This window comes from Corallococcus sp. AB011P, from assembly GCF_003611605.1.
Classification (GTDB): domain Bacteria; phylum Myxococcota; class Myxococcia; order Myxococcales; family Myxococcaceae; genus Corallococcus; species Corallococcus coralloides.
In genome coordinates, this window is record NZ_RAVX01000002.1 from 807,181 (window position 1) to 825,908 (window position 18,728).

The 18,728-nt window shown below is 70.4% G+C and carries 17 protein-coding genes and 1 tRNA gene; 9 read left to right on the plus strand and 9 right to left on the minus strand.

Translation table 11 applies throughout. The annotated features are described in order from the left end of the window. Nucleotides 1–117 precede the first annotated feature (117 nt). Nucleotides 118–540, plus strand: a complete 423-nt coding sequence (locus D7X30_RS08545) for a hypothetical protein (RefSeq protein WP_120562339.1) — start codon at nt 118–120, stop codon at nt 538–540. 80 nt (nt 541–620) lie between these two features. Here the strand turns inward: D7X30_RS08545 and D7X30_RS08550 are convergent. Next, nucleotides 621–693 (minus strand) — tRNA-Phe (locus D7X30_RS08550). A 91-nt stretch (nt 694–784) separates the two neighbouring features. Then, nucleotides 785–1,585 carry a sigma-70 family RNA polymerase sigma factor gene (locus D7X30_RS08555; protein ID WP_120562340.1) on the minus strand — a complete coding sequence of 267 codons (801 nt, stop codon included), beginning with the start codon at nt 1,583–1,585 and terminating at the stop codon, nt 785–787. A gap of 124 nt (nt 1,586–1,709) precedes the next feature. Here D7X30_RS08555 and nhaR point away from each other — a divergent pair, with 124 nt between their 5' ends. Then, entirely contained in the window at nt 1,710–2,609 is a 900-nt protein-coding gene (nhaR, locus tag D7X30_RS08560) for a transcriptional activator NhaR (RefSeq protein ID WP_014393518.1), read from the plus strand. Between the two features lie 7 nt (nt 2,610–2,616). On the opposite strand, the gene D7X30_RS08565 is transcribed toward nhaR, so the two are convergent. Both D7X30_RS08565 and D7X30_RS08570 read right to left on the minus strand, forming a co-directional pair. Further along, entirely contained in the window at nt 2,617–4,215 is a 1,599-nt protein-coding gene (locus D7X30_RS08565; RefSeq protein WP_120562341.1) for an amidohydrolase, read from the minus strand. Between the two features lie 11 nt (nt 4,216–4,226). Beyond that, on the minus strand, nt 4,227–4,445 hold the full coding sequence (locus D7X30_RS08570) for a hypothetical protein (protein WP_120562342.1): 219 nt from the start codon (nt 4,443–4,445) through the stop codon (nt 4,227–4,229). A 253-nt stretch (nt 4,446–4,698) separates the two neighbouring features. On the opposite strand from D7X30_RS08570, the gene D7X30_RS08575 reads away from it, so the two are divergent. Then, on the plus strand, nt 4,699–6,033 hold the full coding sequence (locus D7X30_RS08575; RefSeq protein WP_233591458.1) for a nodulation protein NfeD: 1,335 nt from the start codon (nt 4,699–4,701) through the stop codon (nt 6,031–6,033). Continuing rightward, the gene (locus D7X30_RS08580; RefSeq protein ID WP_120562344.1) at nt 6,030–6,851 is read left to right on the plus strand and encodes a slipin family protein; all 822 of its coding nucleotides are present in this window, start codon (nt 6,030–6,032) and stop codon (nt 6,849–6,851) included. The genes D7X30_RS08575 and D7X30_RS08580 overlap by 4 nt, the downstream gene beginning before the upstream one ends. A 65-nt stretch (nt 6,852–6,916) precedes the next feature. Here the strand turns inward: D7X30_RS08580 and D7X30_RS08585 are convergent, their stop codons facing one another. Together D7X30_RS08585 and D7X30_RS08590 are read right to left on the minus strand one after the other, a co-directional pair. Then, nucleotides 6,917–7,432 (minus strand): peptidylprolyl isomerase, encoded by a 516-nt coding sequence (locus D7X30_RS08585; protein ID WP_120562613.1) that lies wholly within the window; start codon nt 7,430–7,432, stop codon nt 6,917–6,919. Between the two features lie 140 nt (nt 7,433–7,572). After that, nucleotides 7,573–8,064 carry a DUF2721 domain-containing protein gene (locus tag D7X30_RS08590; protein ID WP_120562345.1) on the minus strand — a complete coding sequence of 164 codons (492 nt, stop codon included), beginning with the start codon at nt 8,062–8,064 and terminating at the stop codon, nt 7,573–7,575. A 117-nt stretch (nt 8,065–8,181) separates the two neighbouring features. Here D7X30_RS08590 and D7X30_RS08595 point away from each other — a divergent pair, with 117 nt between their 5' ends. The 4 genes from D7X30_RS08595 (at nt 8,182) to D7X30_RS08610 (ending at nt 13,330) form a co-directional block, all read left to right on the plus strand. Beyond that, the gene (locus D7X30_RS08595) at nt 8,182–8,670 is read left to right on the plus strand and encodes a MerR family transcriptional regulator (RefSeq protein WP_120562346.1); all 489 of its coding nucleotides are present in this window, start codon (nt 8,182–8,184) and stop codon (nt 8,668–8,670) included. Next, the gene (locus D7X30_RS08600; protein ID WP_120562347.1) at nt 8,667–11,399 is read left to right on the plus strand and encodes a VIT domain-containing protein; all 2,733 of its coding nucleotides are present in this window, start codon (nt 8,667–8,669) and stop codon (nt 11,397–11,399) included. Before D7X30_RS08595 ends, D7X30_RS08600 begins: the two co-directional genes overlap by 4 nt. A 102-nt stretch (nt 11,400–11,501) precedes the next feature. Beyond that, nucleotides 11,502–12,650 (plus strand): hypothetical protein, encoded by a 1,149-nt coding sequence (locus D7X30_RS08605; protein WP_120562348.1) that lies wholly within the window; start codon nt 11,502–11,504, stop codon nt 12,648–12,650. Nucleotides 12,651–12,691: 41 nt separating this feature from the next. Next, entirely contained in the window at nt 12,692–13,330 is a 639-nt protein-coding gene (locus tag D7X30_RS08610) for a phospholipid scramblase-related protein (protein WP_120562349.1), read from the plus strand. Between the two features lie 3 nt (nt 13,331–13,333). On the opposite strand, the gene D7X30_RS08615 is transcribed toward D7X30_RS08610, so the two are convergent. Then, entirely contained in the window at nt 13,334–13,630 is a 297-nt protein-coding gene (locus D7X30_RS08615; protein ID WP_233591459.1) for a YkvA family protein, read from the minus strand. 93 nt (nt 13,631–13,723) lie between these two features. Further along, nucleotides 13,724–14,779 carry an ABC transporter ATP-binding protein gene (locus D7X30_RS08620; RefSeq protein WP_120562614.1) on the minus strand — a complete coding sequence of 352 codons (1,056 nt, stop codon included), beginning with the start codon at nt 14,777–14,779 and terminating at the stop codon, nt 13,724–13,726. Between the two features lie 257 nt (nt 14,780–15,036). On the opposite strand from D7X30_RS08620, the gene D7X30_RS08625 reads away from it, so the two are divergent. After that, nucleotides 15,037–15,669, plus strand: a complete 633-nt coding sequence (locus tag D7X30_RS08625; protein ID WP_120562351.1) for a nuclear transport factor 2 family protein — start codon at nt 15,037–15,039, stop codon at nt 15,667–15,669. Between the two features lie 90 nt (nt 15,670–15,759). Here the strand turns inward: D7X30_RS08625 and gyrA are convergent, their stop codons facing one another. Then, nucleotides 15,760–18,585, minus strand: a complete 2,826-nt coding sequence (gyrA, locus tag D7X30_RS08630) for a DNA gyrase subunit A (protein ID WP_120562352.1) — start codon at nt 18,583–18,585, stop codon at nt 15,760–15,762. Nucleotides 18,586–18,728: the final 143 nt, after the last annotated feature.

Genomic DNA, 18,728 nt, shown 5'->3' on the forward strand with positions numbered 1-18,728 from the left:
AATGACACACAGTCCTCCCAGAGGTGACACATGTCACAACGCATCCCCTCGATATTCATGCTGTGTTTGGCGGTGGGTAGTCTTTTCACGGGATGCGGCGGAGGCAGCCTGGAAGCGGTGAGCACCTCCGAGTGCTCCACGGGCATGAAGTGGACGGGCGGCGACAGCGGCAACGCCCTCATGCATCCCGGTGGCAACTGCATCCAATGCCATACAGACCGGGGCGAGGGGCCGAAGTTCGTGGTGGCGGGGACCGTCCAGGCCACCGCGCACGAGGCGGACGACTGCGCGGGCCTCGAGGGCGCCCAGGTCGTCATCACCGACGCCAGACAGAAGGCCTACACACTGACAGCCAATGCCTCCGGCAACTTCTTCCTCAAGGCCGAGGACGCGAAGGACTTCGCGCTCCCCTACACCGCCCGCGTCACCCACGGCGGCACCCAGTGGGCCATGAACAGCTCGCAGGGCACCGGGGCCTGCGGCTCCTGCCACACCGTGGCCGGCGCCAATGGCGCCCCTGGGCGCATCAGCCCTCCGTAACGGCGCCGCCCACCAGCGCGGGCAAAAGAAAAAGGGCGCCGGACCGGAGTCCGACGCCCTTCAGATTCTTCTTACTGGTGTGCCCAAGGGCGGAATCGAACCACCGACACGGGGATTTTCAGTCCCCTGCTCTACCGACTGAGCTACTTGGGCGAACCGCGCACCGCGAGCGGCAGCGCCGATTTACGGTCACTGGCCCGCGACGTCAACCCCTTTTCCGCCAACCCTCTTCCTCGCCCGACACTCAGGCCGCCAGCCGGGGCGCTTCGCCGTCCCAGGCCGTGCAGCCCGCCGTCAGCCGCTGGCGCAGCTTCTGGCGCAGCCCCTGCTCGATCTGCCGGATGCGCACCGCCGTCACCCCGAAGCGCTTCGCCAGGAACTCCGCGCTCACCCCGTCCTCCACCAGCATCCGCTCCTTCACCAGCGCCCGCTCCCTCGCGTCCAGCTCCGGCCAGGCCGCCGCCACGCTCTGGTGCAGCTTCTCCGCCCAGGCCCCCCGGTCCGCCTGCTCCTCCGCCGAGTCCTCGTCCGACTCCAGCATGTCCAGCCGCGTCACGTCCCCCTCCAGGCCCAGGGGCGCGTTCAGGGACACGTCCTTCGCCAACGCGTCCGTCCCCCGCACCACGTCCTCCTCCTTCTTGCCCAGCGCCTCGGCCAGCCGCTTCGTCACCTCCGGGTGCCCCTCGCCCCAGCGGGCCTCCAGCCGCGCGCGCTCGCGGCGGAGCTGGAAGACGATCCACGGCGCGCGGCCCCCCGCCACACTCCAGGTGCGGGACACGTACGCCCGGATGCGCGCGCGGATCCACTGCTGCGCGTAGGCGCCGAACGGCACTCCCCGCTCCTCGAACCGGCGCGCCGCCTCCACCAGGCCGACGTTGCCCTCCGCCATCAGCTCCTCCAACGACAGGCCCGTCCAGCGGTACTTCCAGGCCAGCCGGCGGACCAGCTCCAGGTGCCCCCGCACCCGCATCTCCACTTCCGCCGAGTCCACCTCGGTCTCCACACCCTCCACCGTGGACTCGAGCTCCTCGTAGATGGCTTCCATGACGCGTACCTCCCCAAGCAGTCCCCCGCGCACCCATCGCGCGGTGACGGACGTAGAAATAAGCGGAGGCGACACTTAAGAAAATTAGCTAGTTTGGATGAAAACCTTCGGTTATTCCTAAGTCATGGCGTGGCTCAACTACCACCATCTCCTGTATTTCTGGACGGTTGCGCGGGCGGGCAGCATCGCCAAGGCGAGTGAAGAGCTGCACCTCGCCCAGCCCACCATCAGCGCGCAGATCAAGCTCCTCGAGGAGTCCCTGGGCCACCAGCTCTTCGAGCGCAAGGGCCGCAAGCTCGTCCTGTCCGACGTGGGCCGCACCGTCATGCGGTACGCGGATGAGATCTTCCGCCTGGGCAACGAGCTGAAGAACGTCGTCTCCGGCCTGCCCACCGGCCAGCAGCTGCGCCTCAACGTGGGCGTGCTCGACGTCATCCCCAAGCTCGTCGCCGAGCAGCTGCTCAAGCCCGCGCTGGATGCCGGGCCCTCGCTGCGCATCATCTGCCGCGAGAGCCCCCTGCCCCAATTGCTCGCACAGCTGGCGCTGCATGAGCTGGACGTGGTGCTCGCGGACGCGCCTGGCTCCGAGCCCGTCAGCGTCCGGTCCTTCAACCACCTGCTGGGCAAGTGCGGCGTGACGTTCTTCGCCGCCCAACCGCTCGCGCACCTGCGCAAGGACTTCCCGCGCTCGCTCGACGGCGCTCCCATGTTGCTGCCGTCGGAGGAGTCGTCGGTGCGCCGCTCACTGGACCTGTGGTTCGAGCGGCTCGGCATCCGGCCCCTCATCGCCGGCGACTTCGACGACAGCGCGCTGCTCCAGGCCTTCGGACAGAAGGGGCACGGCATCTTCGCCATGCCCTCCATCATCGATGCCGAGGTGCAGCGGCAGTTCAACGTCACCGCCATCGGGCACACCGACGAAATCGAGCAGTGCTTCTACGCCATCACCGTGGAGCGCCGCCTGCGCCACCCCGCCGTCGTCGCCATCGCCGAGGCCGCGCGCTCGCACATCTTCGGCGGGTGAGCCTGCGTCACCCGGCCGCCCGGAACACCTCCGCGCCCGCCACCACCGTGGCCAGCACGCGCGCGTCCACCAGCGCCGCCGCGGGCCCCTCCAGCGGATCCTCCGACAGCGCGACGAAGTCCGCGTCCAGGCCGGGCTTCAACCTTCCGCGCCGCGCCTCCTCGAAGGACGCCCACGCGGGCCCCACCGTGAAGCCCTCCAGCGCCTCCGCCGCGCTCAGGCGCTCCTCCGGATACCAGCCACCCTCCGGCCAGCCCTTCGCGTCCTGCCGCGTGCGCGCCGCGTAGAGCCCCGCGAGCACGTCCGGGTTCTCGATGGGGAAGTCACTGCCCAAGGCCAGGTGCGCGCCCGCGTCCTTCAACGTGCGCCAGGCGTAGGCGCCCCGGAGCCGCTCGCGCCCCAGCCGCGTCTGTGCCCAGGGCATGTCGCTGGTGGCGTGCGTGGGCTGCACGCTGGCCACCAGGCCCGCCGCGCCCAACCTCCGGATGTCCTCCAGCCGAAGAATCTGCGCGTGCTCCACGCGGTGACGCAGGGCCTGCGTTCCCGTCCGCTCCGCGCCTCGCAGGAGGACGTCCACGACCAATGTATTGGCACGGTCTCCAATGGCGTGGATGCACACCTGGAAGCCCCGCGCCATGAAGGCCCGAGCCCGCGCTTCGAGTTCCTCGGGAGAGAGGAGCAACAGGCCGCGCTGGCCGGGCTCGTCGCTGTAGTCGTCGTGCAGCGCCGCGCCCCGGCTCCCCAGCGCTCCATCCGCCAGGAACTTCACCGAGCGCATGGACAGGTGACGCCCCTGCCACGGCCCCTGCTCCAGATAGGCGTGACGCTGCTCCCCCTGCCCCGCCGCCATCGCATACACGCGCAGGGGCAAGGTCCCCGCGGCGTCCCACGCCTGCAACGTGCGGAAGGCCTGCAGGTCCATGCCCGCGTCGTGCACGCCCGTGAGCCCGACCTGTGCGCACCGCTCCATGGCGGCTCGCAACCGGGTTTCCAGTTGCTCGCGCGTGGGCGCGGGAATGGCGGCCTCCACCACGTCCATCGCGTTGTCCACGAGGACGCCGGTGGGCTCGCCGTTCGCGTCCTTGAGGATGCGGCCTCCTGGCGGATCCGGCGTGTCCCGCGTGATGCCCGCGCGGCGCAGCGCCTCGCCGTTCACCCAGGCCGCGTGATGATCCACCCGCATGAGGAACACCGGCGTCGTAGGGAAGCGCGCATCCAGGTCCTCGCGGCCGGGGAACGTGGCGCCGGGCCACTCGTTCTGGTCCCACCCCTTGCCGAGCAACCAGTCCCCCTGGAAGCTCGACGCGGGCGCCTTCGCCAGGCGCTGGAGGACATCCTCCACCGAGGGCGCCTTCTCCAGGCGCACCGTGGTCAGGCTCTTCCCCAGACCGTGCAGGTGCGCGTGCGCGTCCACCAGGCCGGGCACCACCGTGGCGCGGCCCAGGTCCACTTCACGCGCGCCAGGACCCGCGGCGGCGCGCGCTTCCGCGAACGTCCCCACCGCGAGCAACCGCCCGTCCCGCACCGCCAACGCTTCCGCGCGCGGACGCTCCGCATCGAGCGTCCACACACGCTCCGCCCTGTAGACCGTGGTCTCCGCCGTCATGGAGCGGAAGACTACCCGCCGCCCTCGGGGATGCCACCGTCCACGTCTGGCGCATTGACGGGACCCGCGGGGCCCGCCGGTTCGTTGGGCACGTTCTGGATTTCTTCGCGGACCGTGTCCGGTCCCTGGATGGGCATCTGGTCCTCCGTCCCCGGGGGCTGGGTGGTCCTGCAGGCCACCGCTGCAGCGGTCAGGCCCAGAGCAGCGATGAGCAGCACGGCACGGCGCATGAAACCTCCTGGAAGAAGAGCGAGAGACTGAACCTAAGGAGGTGCGTCCTCCTCCAGCAACGCGCATCCCCTTCAACGTCCAGGATTGGATGCACAAGCGGGGCGCCGGGCCCTCCCTGCCCGCCTGCCCTCCGGGCCCCCGGCTTCTCGAGCCGGTCATCCGAAGGTCCGATGCACATCGTTGTCCGAGTGCGTGTGCGCGAGGGGCGCGCATCGCATTCGGGGGGCGGACATGCGGGACCACGTCGACAGGATGAGCTGGCGCCGTCACGTCCTCTGGGGCTGGCTCCTGGCGTTCCTCTTCGTGGGCTTCGCCGCTCCGGCGGCTCCCGCATCACCGTCCTTCGTCGCGCGGTGCGAGCTGGAGGGCGTGGTGGATACCGGCTCGGGCGCGTACCTCGCGGACTGCGTGAAGCGCGCGGAGGACGGGGGAGCCTCGGCGCTGCTCGTGCGGTTGGACACGCCGGGCGGTTCGTTGGAGGCCACCCGCGCCGTGGTGCGCGCGTTCCTGGGCTCGCGCGTTCCCGTGCTCGTGTGGGTGGGACCTTCCGGTTCACGTGCCGGCAGCGCGGGCGTGTTCATCGCGCTCGCATCGAACGTGAGCGCCATGGCGCCGGGGACGAACATCGGCGCGGCGCACCCCGTGGGTCTTGGGGGTGAGGATGTGGAGCAGGTGGGTGGCGAGGAGCTCGCCCGGAAGGTGGAGAACGACACGGTCGCCTTCGCGGAGGGCATCGCCCGGCAGCGGGGCCGCAATCCGGAGTGGGCCGCGGCCGCCGTGCGCGACAGCGCCAGCGTTCCCGCGGACCGCGCCGTGGAGCTTCGCGTGGTGGAGTTCGTCGCTCCCACCGAGGCCGCGTTCCTCTCCGCCGTCGATGGCCGCCGCGTGGAGGTGGCGGGCGGTGACACCGTGACGCTCGCCACCCGCGAGGCCCACGTGGTGTCGCTGGAGCCGGGGCTGTCACAGCAGGTGGTGCATGCGCTCGCGCAGCCGTCCCTCATCTACCTGCTGTTCCTCGTCGCGGTGCTGGGCCTGGTGGTGGAGCTGTCCCATCCGGGCGCGGTGGCGCCGGGGCTCATCGGCGGCGTGGCGCTGGTGCTGGCGTTGATGGCTTCCGCGACGCTGCCGGTGCGCTCGGGGGCGCTGGTGCTGATGCTGATGGGCGTGGGGCTCATCCTCGCGGAGCTGTTCGTCACCAGCGGCCTCTTGGGCGCGGCGGGCGTGGGCCTGTTGATATTGGGCGGTGTGTTCCTGGTGGACCGCTTCGAACCGGGCTGGTTCGTGGAGCCGTCCTTCCGCATGTCGTGGGGCGTGATGCTGCCCACGGCGCTCGTGTTCGCGGGGACCGCGGCCTTCGTTGCATACCGCAGCGCCCAGACGCGCAAGCTGCCGCAGCGGGGCGGCGACGCGGGGCTCGTGGGCGAGGCCGGCACGGCGCTGGCCCCCGTCACGCCTTCCGGCGGCGAGGTGTTCGTCCACGGCGAGCGCTGGCGCGCCGTCTCCTTCACTCCCATCCGCGAGGGCGCCCAGGTCGTGGTGCGTGCCGTGGAAGGGCTCACCCTCACCGTCGCGGAGCAGATGCCATGAACGAGCTGGTCGGAGCGCTGGGGTGGCTCCTCCCCCTGGCCGTGTTGTTCCTCCTCTTCGTCTCCGGTGTGCGCATCGTCACCGAGTACCAGAACGGTGTCGTGTTCCGGCTGGGGCGCTACGTGGGCCTCAAGCGCGCGGGCTTCCGCTGGCTCATCCCCTTCGTCGAGCGGATGGTCATCATCGACCTGCGCACCGTGGCGCGCGACGTGCCCCCGCAGGACGTCATCACCAAGGACAACGTCAGCGTGAAGGTCAACGCCGTCGTCTACTTCCGCGTCATCCAGGCGGACAAGGCCGTGCTCCAGGTGGAGGACTACCTCTACGCCACCAGCCAGATTGCGCAGACCACGCTGCGCGCCATCCTGGGCCAGGTGGAGCTGGACGACCTGTTGTCCCAGCGCGAGCGCATCAACCACGAATTGCAGCAGGTGCTCGACGCGCGCACCGACCCGTGGGGCGTGAAGGTCTCCAACGTGGAGGTGAAACACATCGACCTGCCGTTTGAGATGCAGCGGGCCATCGCGCGGCAGGCCGAGGCCGAACGCGAGCGCCGCGCGAAAATCATCGCCGCGGAAGGCGAACACCAGGCGGCGGAGAAGCTTGCCCTGGCCGCGGACGTGCTCAGCCGCAACCCCGCCACGCTCCAGCTGCGCTACCTGCAAACGCTGGTGGAGATCACCAGCGGCGGCAACCACACCATCCTGCCCATCCCCCTGGAGCTGCTGCGCGCGTTCGGCGCCGTGCCCGCGCGGCCCTTCCACCCGGAGGAGGCCCACGAAGAGGAGGACGAGGAGGCGTCCCACGGGCCGTCCTGAAACGACGAAGGTCCACCCGCGCGCGAGGCACGGATGGACCTTTCGGGTGAGACGAAGCGGCGGGATTACAGCTGGCCGCTGTCTTCGATCTTCACGGGCTGGCGCGTCGCGCCGGACTGGCTGCCCACGCCTTCAATCTTCTTCACCACGTCCATGCCCTCGACGACCTTGCCGAAGACGACGTGCTTGCCGTCGAGCCAATCCGTCTTGGCCGTGGTGAGGAAGAACTGCGAGCCGTTGCTGTTGGGGCCCGCGTTGGCCATGGAGAGGATGCCCGGGCCCGTGTGCTTGTGCTTGAAGTTCTCGTCCGCGAACTTCTCACCGTAGATGGACTCGCCGCCGTAGCCGTTGCCGAGCGTGATGTCGCCGCCCTGGCACATGAAGTTCGGGATGACGCGGTGGAAGGGCGTCCCCTTGAAGTGCAGCGCCTTGCCAGCGCGGCCAGTGCCCTTCTCACCCGTGCACAGGGCGCGGAAGTTCTCGGCGGTCTTGGGAACGTCGTCGGAGAACAGCTCCATCACGATGCGGCCGGCGGGCTGGCCACCAATCGACATGTCGAAGAAGACCTTGGCGTTTGCCATGTTCACGTGCTCCACGGTGAGGGTTGAGCCTGAAGAGGCTGCGGAATCCTGCGCGCTACCAGGCGCGCGGGCCGGGACGTACCAGACCCGCGCGTCTCGGAGGCACCCGCTAGCACCTTCGCGTGCGCTGCGGAACAAATTCAGGGCGCTGGTGGCCCGCCCGGCCGCCCGTCACGAAACAGCTCAGCGCCCTCCAGCGTGATGGCGCGGCGGCTCAAGCGCAGCGACGCCAGGGCCAGCACCGCCGTGGAACCCAACAGCCCCACGCCCAGGGAGAAGGACATCACCGGCAGCCCCTCCGGCACCGCGACGCTGCGGCGCAGCAGGTACAGGAGCGACGTCACCACGAAGGACAAGAGCGCCGCGTAGGTGAAGCCAATGGCCCGGGCGAGGATGGCGTGGCGCCGGTCCATGATGGCCACCTCCTCGCGCAGGAGCGACCGGCGCGCATGGCCCTCCGGCAGCGTGCGCCATTCCCGGACCATGTCCCGCATGCGCGCGGTGATGCGCGAAATCTGATTGTCCAGGCCGGTGGCCAGGATGCCGCACCCGGACACCATCACCGCGGGCGTCACCGCCGTACCAATGAGCTGGATGGAGGAGGGGTCCAGGCCGTCCACGCCGACGTTCATGGCCCCCCTTCTGTCCCACCGCCCGCCCGGCCGCCACCTCCCGCATCCCGACACCACCGCTGACGAATCGCCACCGACGTCTTGACACTTCAACTGTCACAACCTACTGTCAGGTTCGTGAGCACGCCCAAGACACAGACGGAGTGGAAGCTGACCGCGCTGGCGGAGGAGGTGGGCGTCTCGCCTCGCACGGTCCGCTATTACGTCCAGCGGGGCCTGTTGCCCGCGCCGCCCTTCAAGGGGCCGGACACGGTCTACGGAGAGGAGCACCGGGTGCGGCTCAAGGCCATCCGGGTGCTCCAGGCGCGGTTCCTGCCACTGGACGCCATCCAGGCGGAGCTCTTGCGGCTGTCGCCGGAGGAGCTGCGCCGGCTGGCGGAGACGCCGGTGGGCCCGGGGACGCCGCCGGTACCGGAGGAGGTCCCCCGGATGCCCCCGAAGCGCCCTGGAAAAGACCCGACGGTGGAGGTGGCGCGTTACCAGCGCTGGCTCCTGGCGCCGGGGTTGGAATTGCACGTGTCGGAGCAGGCGGAAGCGAAGGTCCGGGCGCTGGCGGAGCGGGTGCGCGCCCTCATCGAGGAGTTCCAGGAAGGAACGCTGTCATGAACGAGCAGGCGAAGTGTGGGCTGTTCACGCGTGAGGGGGCCCAGGTGCCCCTGCAGGGAGTGGAAGTCACCGGTGAGCTGCTCGGGGGGCACGCGCGGGTGCGCGTGACGCAGCGCTACCGCAACGACGAGAAGAAGCCGGTGGAGGCCATCTACACCTTCCCCCTGCCCTCCGACGCGACGCTCAGCGCCTTCTCCATGACGTGCGCGGGCCGCCGCGTGGCCGGCGTGGTGAAGGAGCGCGAGGCCGCCTTCCGCGCCTACGACGACGCCATCACCGAAGGTCACGGCGCGGCGCTCTTGGACCAGGAGCGCGCCAACGTCTTCACCGCGCAGGTGGGCAACCTGCTGCCGGGCGAGGAGACGCTGGTGGAGGTGGAGTTCCTGCAGACGCTCACCGCGGAGGAGGGCAGCGTGCGTTGGATGCTGCCCACGCTGGTGGCGCCCCGGTACATCCCCGGCGCGGTGCACGGCGACCGCACCGGTCACGGCAGCGCGGCCCCGACGACGCGGGTGCCGGACGCGGACCGCATCACCCCGCCCACGAGCCTGAACGTGGACTACGGGCTGCGCATGGACCTGCTCGTCGACGTGGGCCGTGACGTGGTGGTGGAGAGCCCGTCCCACCGCATCACCGTCACCAAGGAAGGCACCCGCATGCGGGTGAACCTGCAGCGCGATTCGTTCCTCAAGAACTTCGCGGGCAACGAGGTGGCGCTGGACCGGGACGTGGTGCTCACGATGCGCAACGCCAACCCGGACGTGATGCTCACGCCCGTGGTCACGCACCGGAAGGCGGAAGGTCCTGGCACGTTCGCGCTCACGGTGGTGCCGGACCTGCTGAACCTGGCGACGACGCCGCCCCGGCAGGAGGTGGTGTTCGTGGTGGACACGTCCGGCTCCATGTCCGGCGACAGCCTGCCCCAGGCCCAGGCCGCGCTCCGGCTGTGCCTGCGCCACCTGCGTGAAGGCGACCGCTTCAACGTCATCGCGTTCGAGAACTCGTTCCGATCCTTCTCCAAGCAGACGGTGCCGTTCACCCAGCGCACGCTGGAGCAGGCGGACGCGTGGGTCGCGGGGCTGAAGGCCTACGGCGGCACGGAGCTGCTGGAGCCCATGGTCACCGCGATGAAGGCGGCGCCGGACGGCGTGGTGGTGCTGCTGACGGACGGGCAGGTGGGCAACGAGAGCGAGATCCTCGACGCGGTGCTCGCGGCGCGCGGGATGGGGCGGGTGTTCTCGTTCGGCATCGGCACCAACGTGAGCGACGCGCTGCTGCGCGACCTGGCGCGGCGCACGGATGGCGCGGTGGAGTTCATCCACCCGGGGGAGCGCATCGACGAGAAGGTGGTGGCGCAGTTTTCGCGGGCGCTCGCGCCGCGCGTCACCGACCTGGAGGTCCGCTTCGACGGCGTGGAGGCCAGCGAATTGGCGCCGGCCACGCTGCCGCCGCTGGTGGATGGCACGCCGTGGACGCTCTTCGGGCGCTATGCGCAGGCGGGCACGGGCAGCGTGACGCTGAAGGGGAAGTCGGGCCGGGAGCCGTTCTCCCTCACGGTGCGGTTGGAGCTGCCCGCGCAGTCGGACCGGCCGGTGGTGGAGAAGTTGTGGGCCGCCGAGCGCATCCGGGGCTGGATGGACGCGGGGCTGGTGGGCCGGCGCGCGGAGGCGATGAAGGAGCGCATCGTGCGGCTCGCCATCGAGCACCAGTTGGCCACGCAGTACACGTCCTTCGTGGTGGTGGAGGAGCGCCAGGGTGACCGCCGCGCGTCCGGCACGCCGGAGACGCGCGTGGTGCCGGTGAACGCGCCCGCGGGCTGGAGCATGTTCAACCAGGTCGCTCGGGACGAGGACGACGAATACGTGCCGGAGGGCGGGCTCGTGGACGCGCTCCCGCCGGCACGGGCGCCGGTGATGAAGCGGATGGCCTCGAAGTCGATGCCCGCGCCCGCGGCGATGCCCGGAGGGGTCGGCCGTTCCCGGGGCGGCGCGGTGCCTCCGCCGCCTCCGAGCATGGCCGCGCCCGCGCCCGCGTCCGCGCCCGCGCCCGCGCGCAACCTGGGGCCGGAGCCCACCACCGGGTCCTCCTTCCAGGCGGAGTTCGCGGATGGCTCCGGGCCCATGGGAGGCAGGGCCGCGCCCATGGAGCAGGAGTCCGCGAAGAACGCGAAGAAGGACAAGGGCGGCCTCTTCGACCGGCTGATGTCCGCCGCGAAGCCGCGCAAGGCCGCTGACCGCACCCTGGAGTCCGCTCCGGAGCTGGAGGCCCGGCGCGAGCAGAAGGCGGAGGTGTTCTACGAGCAGGAGGAGGTCCTGCCGCTGTCCGTGGCGGAAGCGTCCATCCCCACCGAGGACGTGGGCGGCCTCCTGGGCCAGCAGCTCGCGAACGGGCTGTGGGCTGGCACGGGTGAGGGGCCGGAGCCGGTGCGCCAGGCGCGCGCCACCGCGCGGGTGCTCCTGGTGCTCCTGCGCGAGGGCATCACCAGCAGCCACCCGCTGCACGGCGCGCAGGTGAAGAAGGCCGTGGACGCGCTGCTCGCGCTGGCCTCGCAGCTGGGCCAGGCACCGGACGTGGCGGAGCTGGCGCTGGGTGTGGCGTGGCTGGTGGCGGCGGGGCCGCGCACGCGGGGCCGCATCGAGCAGGCCGCGAAGCCCCTCCCGGGCCTGGACGGACGGCTGGGGGACATGACCGCGCTCCGCCAGCACATGGAGACGCTGGCGACGCGGTAGGCCGCCGCGTGGCGTCACCCGGGCCCCGTGCCTCCTTTCCAGGAGGACCGGGGTCCCGGGTCTCCCGCCTTTTCACCGGGGTCGACTAGGGTGGGCGCTCGCATGGTCCTCGCGCCCTTCGTCCTGGCCGTCCTCGTCGCAGCACAGCCCGTGCCTTCGCCCCGGGAAGGCACGGCACCTCCCGCCGCCACGTCTTCAGGCGCTGTCTCCGCGCCGCCGCTCGTGGCGAGCGAGGAGTCCTGCGCCGCCGAGTCCGACTACGCGTCGGGCTTCGACGCGCTGGTGCGCGGACAGAATGCCCAGGCGCTGGAGTTGTTGGAGCGCGTGATGCGGGTGTGCCCCGGGCATCCGTACGCGCCGGAGCTGGCGCGGCTGGCGCGGACGCGGCTGGAGCCGGGCGCGCGGCTGGCGCAGGACACGCTGGCGCGGCCGGTGGAGGCGGAGCCAGAGGTGTTCTCGAAGGAGGGACCGTCGAAGGGGGCCCGGGCGTCGTTGACCGTCGTGCAGACGCTGCACGGCATCACCCAGGGCATCCTGCTGTGCGCCATCTCCAACTGCCAGGACGGGCGCGCGTACGTGGCGGTGTCGCTGCTGGGCGGCGGCGCGGGGGCGGCGATTTCGCTGCTCGCCACCCGGAGCGGGCTGACACAGGGCCAGGCGGCGGCCATCAACTCCGGCACGGTGTGGGGCTTCGGCTATGGCCTTGCGTCCATGAGCTCGTTCGACCTGGACGGGGACAGCGCCACGGGGGCGGTGATGGTGGGGGCGCTGGGCTTCACGGGCCTGGGCATCCTGGTGGCGGAGTTCGCGCGGCCCACGGCAGGACAGGTGTCGCTGACGAACTCCGGCGGCCTGTGGGCGGGCGTGGTGGCGGGGCTGCTGATGGCCACCCAGAGCGGCGAGACGCGCGATTTCATCGGCATCGAGCAGGGCGTGGTGGGCGCGGGCCTGCTCACCTTCGCGCTGGTGTCGCGCCACCTGGACATCTCCCGGGGCCGGGTGCTGCTCATCGACGCGGGCGGCATCCTGGGCGGCCTGATGGGGTTGAGCGCGCTGTTCCTGGTGCTGGACAACGACCATGGAGACGCCCTGCTGGTGGGGACCGCCGTGGGCGTGTTGGCCGGCCTGGGGACCGCGACGTTCCTCACGCGTGACTTCGATGCGCCCGATGACGTCCCGGCCGTCTCCGTCGTCCCGGCGGCCATGGGGCGCCATGGGGGGATGGGGCTCGCGGTGCTCGGACAGTTCTAGACTGCGGCCGCCGTCCTCCTTCGGCCTTCCCGGAGCCATCCATGCCCGTCGAGTCCCAGGCGCTGACCCTCTTGCGTGACGAGCACACGCTGCGTGTGCGGCAGGTGAAGGAGTGGGGCGAAATCCTCACCGGCTTCGAGGGCCGCAACCGCTACGAGGTGGTGGGCGACGACGGACGCCCGCTCTTCTACGCGGGCGAGGTGGGCAGCGGGCTGGGCCTGTTCCTCTTGCGCGGCTTCCTCAAGGCGAAGCGGCCCTTCACGATGGAGCTCAAGTCCTCGCGAGGGGAGACGCTCTTGCGGCTGCGCCGCCCGTGGCGCTTCTGGCTGTCCCGGCTGGAGGTGGAGGACGGCGAGGGACGGCACCTGGGCGCCATCCAGCAGCGCTTCCGCTTCTTCACCCGCGCCTATGACGTGCTCGGGCCCAACGACGAGGAGCTGGCCCACTTGAGCGGGCCGTTCTTCAGGCCCTGGACGTTCAACGTGGAGCAGCAGGGCCGCGAGGTGGGGACCATCGCGAAGAAGTGGAGCGGGTTCGGCAAGGAGATGTTCACGGACGCCGACAACTTCGGCGTTCGGTTCGACAGCCTGCACGACCCGCACGTGCGGACGCTGGTGGTGGCCGCGACGTTCCTCATCGACTTCGTGCACTTCGAGGACCGCCGCGGCGGCAACGACTGACGGCTAGGAGTGCCGACGCAGCGTTGTGGGCACGCGCGTCTGGCCCTCCTCGTCACGCGGGAGTCCGTCGAACGCCGGCTCACCGGCGGGCGTGCCGGGGCGCCAGCGCTGGACCTCGCGCACCATGAAGAACGCGGCGGCGGACAGCACGCCCAGGTCGTCCAGCCAGCCGAACACGGGGATGAAGTCCGGAATCACGTCCACGGGCGACACGAAGTACAGGACGGCCAGCAGCCCGGCCAGCTTGCGCCACGTCGCCACCCGGGGGTCGCGCACGTAGTGGAAGAAGCGGGTTCCCATTCCTCGAAGGCCTGCGATGTTCATACCCCTCCCTACGCATGGGGAACGCGGGTGATTGCACCAGGCGTGCCGGGTGCTTGCACGCCTGGTGTACTAGCGGGCGGGCCCGGATGTCTCCTCCAGCACGTCCGCGCGGCCCGCGACCTCCAGGCGGGCACGGCCGCCCTCGCGAAACGGGGCCGAGGCGGCGGCGCGCACCACCAGCGCCATGCCCGCGCAGGACACGGTGAAGTCCACGTGCGCGCCCCGGAACGCGCGCTCCAGCACCTCCGCGCGCAAGGCGCCGCCCACCGCGACGCCGTCCGTGTCGGGCACGAGCCGCAGTGCTTCCGGGCGTAGGGAGAGCATCACCTCGCCGCGCGCCTCCGTGCTCAGCGGCAGGTTGCCCAGCGCCGTGCGCGCGACGCGGCCGAAGCCTGAACCGGGCAGCAGGTTGGTGCCGCCCAGGAAGTACGCGGCGAAGGCGCTGCGCGGCGCTTCGTAGACGGACTCGGGTGTGCCTTGCTGTTCCACCGTGCCCGCGCGCAGCAGCACCAGCCGGTCCGCGAAGGCCAGCGCGTCCCCCACGTCGTGCGTGGCGAAGAGCACCGCGGCGCCTCGCGCCTTGAGCACGCGGCGCCACTCTCCGAGGATGTTGGCGCGCAGGCCGGCGTCCATGCCGGCGAAGGGCTCATCCAGCACCAGCAGCTTCGTCCCGGAGGCCAGCGCGCGCGCCAGCAGCACGCGCTGCCGCTGTCCCCTTGAAAGCGTTCCGCAGGCGCGCGCCTCCAGGTCTTCAAGCTGGAACAGCGCCAGCATGCCGCGCGCGTGCGCCAGGCCTTCGCCCTTGGGCTGTACACCCATCACCACGTCGCGCACGGTGAGGCCGGACTCGAGCTCCGCGTCGTGGAGGACGCGGCGCAGGGGGCGCTGCTCGGGGGGCACGAACACGTCCGGCCCGGCGACCACGCGGCCCGCGAGCGTGATGGTGCCGGACGTCGGTTGCTCCAGGCCCGCGACCAGCCGCAGCAGCGCCGTCTTCCCGGAGCCGGAGGTGCCCATCAGCGCCACCGCGTCGCCCGGCCCCAGCGCCAGCGACACGTCCCGCACCGCCGGGGCGGCGGCACCGAGGAACTTCAGGGTGAGGGCATCGAGCGAAAGGAAGGCCATGACGGCGGGCACACTACGGTGCGGCACCGGCCGGGCCAAGCACCGGGTCCCGTCGCTGGGGACTGCCGGACGACGCGGACGTGGCGCCCCAGCTCGAATGGCCCAAGTCCCTGGGGGCCACCTCCCGCCCGGCCCGGTCCCAACCTGTCCGACTGTCGGACAGGTTCGTGCGGTGCGCTCCGCGGAGGGGAATCCCAGCGAGTGCTTCCGCGCCGCGGGATTAGGCTCTTCGCCCTTCCCCTCTTCCGGGAGTCCCCATGTCGCGCCTGCTCGTCGCTTGTGCCGTCCTGTTGGGAACCGCGTCCTTCGCCCAGGCCCCCGCTGCCCCTCCGCCGCAGCCCAAGGCCGTGGCCGCCCCCGCCGCTCCGGAGAAGCCCAATCCAATCAAGGCCTCCGCGGAGCGCACCCAGGCCGCGCTCGCCCAACTGCCCAAGGCCAAGCCCGAGGACGTGAAGTCCCAGGACGCCATCCTCAAGGCCCTCTACGACGTCATCAGCGGACCGGCGGGCGCGCCTCGCGACTGGCAGCGCTTCCGCTCCCTCTTCTATCCGGGCGCCCAGCTCATCCCGCTGGCGAAGCCGCCGGGCGCGACCACGCTGGCGGCCCGCCCCATCACCCCGGACGACTACGTGACGTGGGGACAGGAGAGCACCGCGACGCACGGCTTCTTCGAGAAGGAGATTGCTCGCCAGACGCACGCCTTCGGCGCGCTGGTGCAGGTCATGAGCACCTATGAGGCGCGCGGCACGCAGGACGGGCCGCTCATCGCCAAGGGCGTCAACAGCATCCAGCTCTTCAACGACGGCCAGCGCTGGTGGGTCATGAACATCTTCTGGATCGACGAGAAGACGGCCGGCCTCACCGTGCCCAAGGACCTCACCCAGAAGTAGCCGCTCCGCACCAACAAAGAGGGCCGGGTCCCGGAGCGCGCATCGAAGCGCGTCCCGTGCCCGGCCCTCCCGTGTTCCTACCGCCTGGACTCAGCCTTCCGAGCCGGGCTCACCTTCCGGGCCGGGCGAGCCAGCCGAGCCGGACTCGTCCGCCGGAGCCTCCGGTGAAGCCTCCTCCACCGGCGCGCCCTCCGGGGAAGCCTCGGCGCCGGACGCCTCCACTGGCGAGGTGGCCTCCGTCTCCTCGTCCTCGGACTCCTCGCCTTCGGGCAGCTTGGAGATGGCCATCACCTTCTCCTCGCCGTTCTCCAGCGCGATGAGGCGCACGCCCTGCGTGTTGCGGCCGATGACGGAGATCTCCTTCACCTTCATGCGGATGAGCATGCCGCCGTTGGTGACGAGCATCACCTCGTCGCTGTCCTTCACCTGCACCACGCCCACCACGCGGCCGTTCCGCTCGGTGGCCTTGATGTCGATGATGCCTTTGCCGCCACGGCCCTGCTGCCGGTACTCGGCGCCTTCGGTGCGCTTGCCGTAGCCGTTCTCCGTCACCGTGAGGATGGCGCTGCTCTGCTCCGCGGGCGCCTGGCCCTCCTCCGGCTCCTTGTCCAGGAGGTCCGCGCCCACCACCTCGTCGCCGTCCTCCAGCGTGATGCCCTTCACGCCGTAGGCCTGACGGCCCATGGAGCGCACGTCGTCTTCCTTGAAGCGGATGCTCATGCCCGTGGCCGTGGACAGGAGGATGTCCTTGGTGCCGTCGGTGATCATCACGCCCACCAGCTCGTCGCCCTCGTCGATGCCCAGCGCGATGATGCCGCTGACCCGGACGTTCTCGAACGCGCTCAGGTCCGTGCGCTTCACCACGCCCTTCTTCGTGACGAAGAAGACGTAGCGGTTCTCCGGGAAGTCGCGCGTCACCAGCACCTGCGCCAGCCGCTCCCCTTCCCCGAACTGCACCAGGTTCACGATGGCCTTGCCGCGCGACGTGCGGCTGCCCTGCGGAATCTGGTGCACCTTCAGCGAGTACAGCTTGCCCTTGGTGGTGATGGGCATGAGGTACGCGTGCGTGCTGGCCACGAACACCTTGGTGACGAAATCGTCCTCCTTCGTCCCCGCGCCCGTCTTGCCGCGCCCGCCGCGCTTCTGCGCGCGGTACTCCGACAGGGGCGAGCGCTTCACGTAGCCCGTGTGCGACAGCGTGACCACCATCGTCTCTTCCGCGATGAGGTCCTCGCTGGTGAGGTCATCCACCGCGCCGGTGATCTCCGTGCGGCGCTTGTCGCCGTAGCGCTCGCGGATCTCCATCAGCTCCGCCTTGATGACGGAGAGCAGGCTCTTCTCGTTGGCGAGGATGTCGCGCAGGCGCGCGATGTCGCGCACCAGCCCGATGAGTTCCTTGAAGAGCTCCTCGCGCTGCAGGCCGGTGAGGCGCTGCAGGCGCATCTCCAGGATGTTCTGCGCCTGGTCCTCGCTGAAGCCCGCGCCCTCGTACTTGTGCTCCAGGCCGCCGTAGGCCGGCTCCTCGTTGCGCGCGCGGCTGACCAAGAGCTCCATCTGCGCCTTGGCCTTCGCGTAGTCGATGCGGTCCAGGTTCTGGAAGCGCTCGCGCGTGTACAGCTCCGGCGACAGGATGTTCATCAGGCCCCAGCGCGCTTCATCCGGGTCGCGCGACGCGCGGATGAGGCTGACCACCAGGTCGATGAGGTCCTGCGCGACGAGCAGGCCTTCCACGATGTGCATGCGCGAGAGCGCCTTGCGCAGCTCGTAGCGCGTGCGGCGCGTCACCACGTCGCGGCGGTGCGCGATGAAGCGGTCCAGCAGCTCCTTCAGGTTGAGCGTGCGCGGCTGCCCACCGTCGATGGCCAGCATCACCGCGCCGAACGTCGTCTCCATCTGCGTCATGGAGAAGAGGTTGTTGAGCACCACCTGGGAGATGGCATCGCGCTTGAGCTCGATGACGATGCGCATGCCCTGACGGTCGCTCTCGTCACGGATGTCGCTGATGCCCTCCAGCTTCTTCTCACGCACCAGCTCGGCGATCTTCTCGATGAGCCGGGCCTTGTTCACCTGGTAGGGGATCTCCGTGACGATGATGGCCTCACGGTCGCCCTTCTTGTTCGTCTCAATCTCCGTGCGCGCACGGATGGTCATGGACCCGCGGCCCGTCTCGTAGGCGCGGCGGATGCCCTCGCGGCCGGTGATGATGGCGGCGGTGGGGAAGTCCGGGCCCTCGATGAACTCCATCAGGTCCAGGACGGTGCAGTCCGGGTTGTCGATGAGGTGCAGCGTCCCGGTCACGACCTCGTTCATGTTGTGCGGCGGGATGTTGGTGGTCATGCCCACCGCGATGCCGCTGCTGCCGTTGACGAGGAGGTTGGGGAACTTGGCCGGCAGGACGAGCGGCTCTTCCAGCGAGTCGTCGTAGTTGGGGCCGAACTCGACGGTCTCCTTGTCGATGTCCGACAGGAGGTCCTCCGCCAGCCGCTCCATGCGCACTTCCGTGTAACGCATGGCCGCCGGCGAGTCGCCGTCCACCGAGCCGAAGTTGCCCTGGCCGTCCACCAGCAGGTAGCGGAGGCTCCACTCCTGGGCCAGGCGCACCATGGCGTCGTAGACGGAAGAGTCGCCGTGCGGGTGGTACTTACCGATGACGTCACCCACCACGCGCGCGCTCTTCTTGTAGGCGCGGTTGTGGAGGTTGCCCAGGTCGTTCATCGCGAAGAGGACGCGACGGTGGACGGGCTTCAGGCCGTCGCGCACGTCTGGCAGCGCGCGGCCGATGATGACGGACATCGAGTAGTCGAGATACGAGCGGCGCATCTCGTCTTCGATGTTGATGGGAATGAGCTCTCCAGCGCCGCTCGACGGAGGAGGCGCGGGGGGCGTTGCCGGCGTGTCGGTGGTGTCGTCAGCCATGGGCTCTGGAAGGTGCGGACGGGCCCCTCACGTGGGGGGCTCCGCCCGATGGGAGAGTGTTCGTAACCCCCGGATTTCCCTCAGTCAATAAGGGAAACAGGGGGGATTCGCCCCGGCTGCCCGCCCGCCCGGTTCCAGGGGTC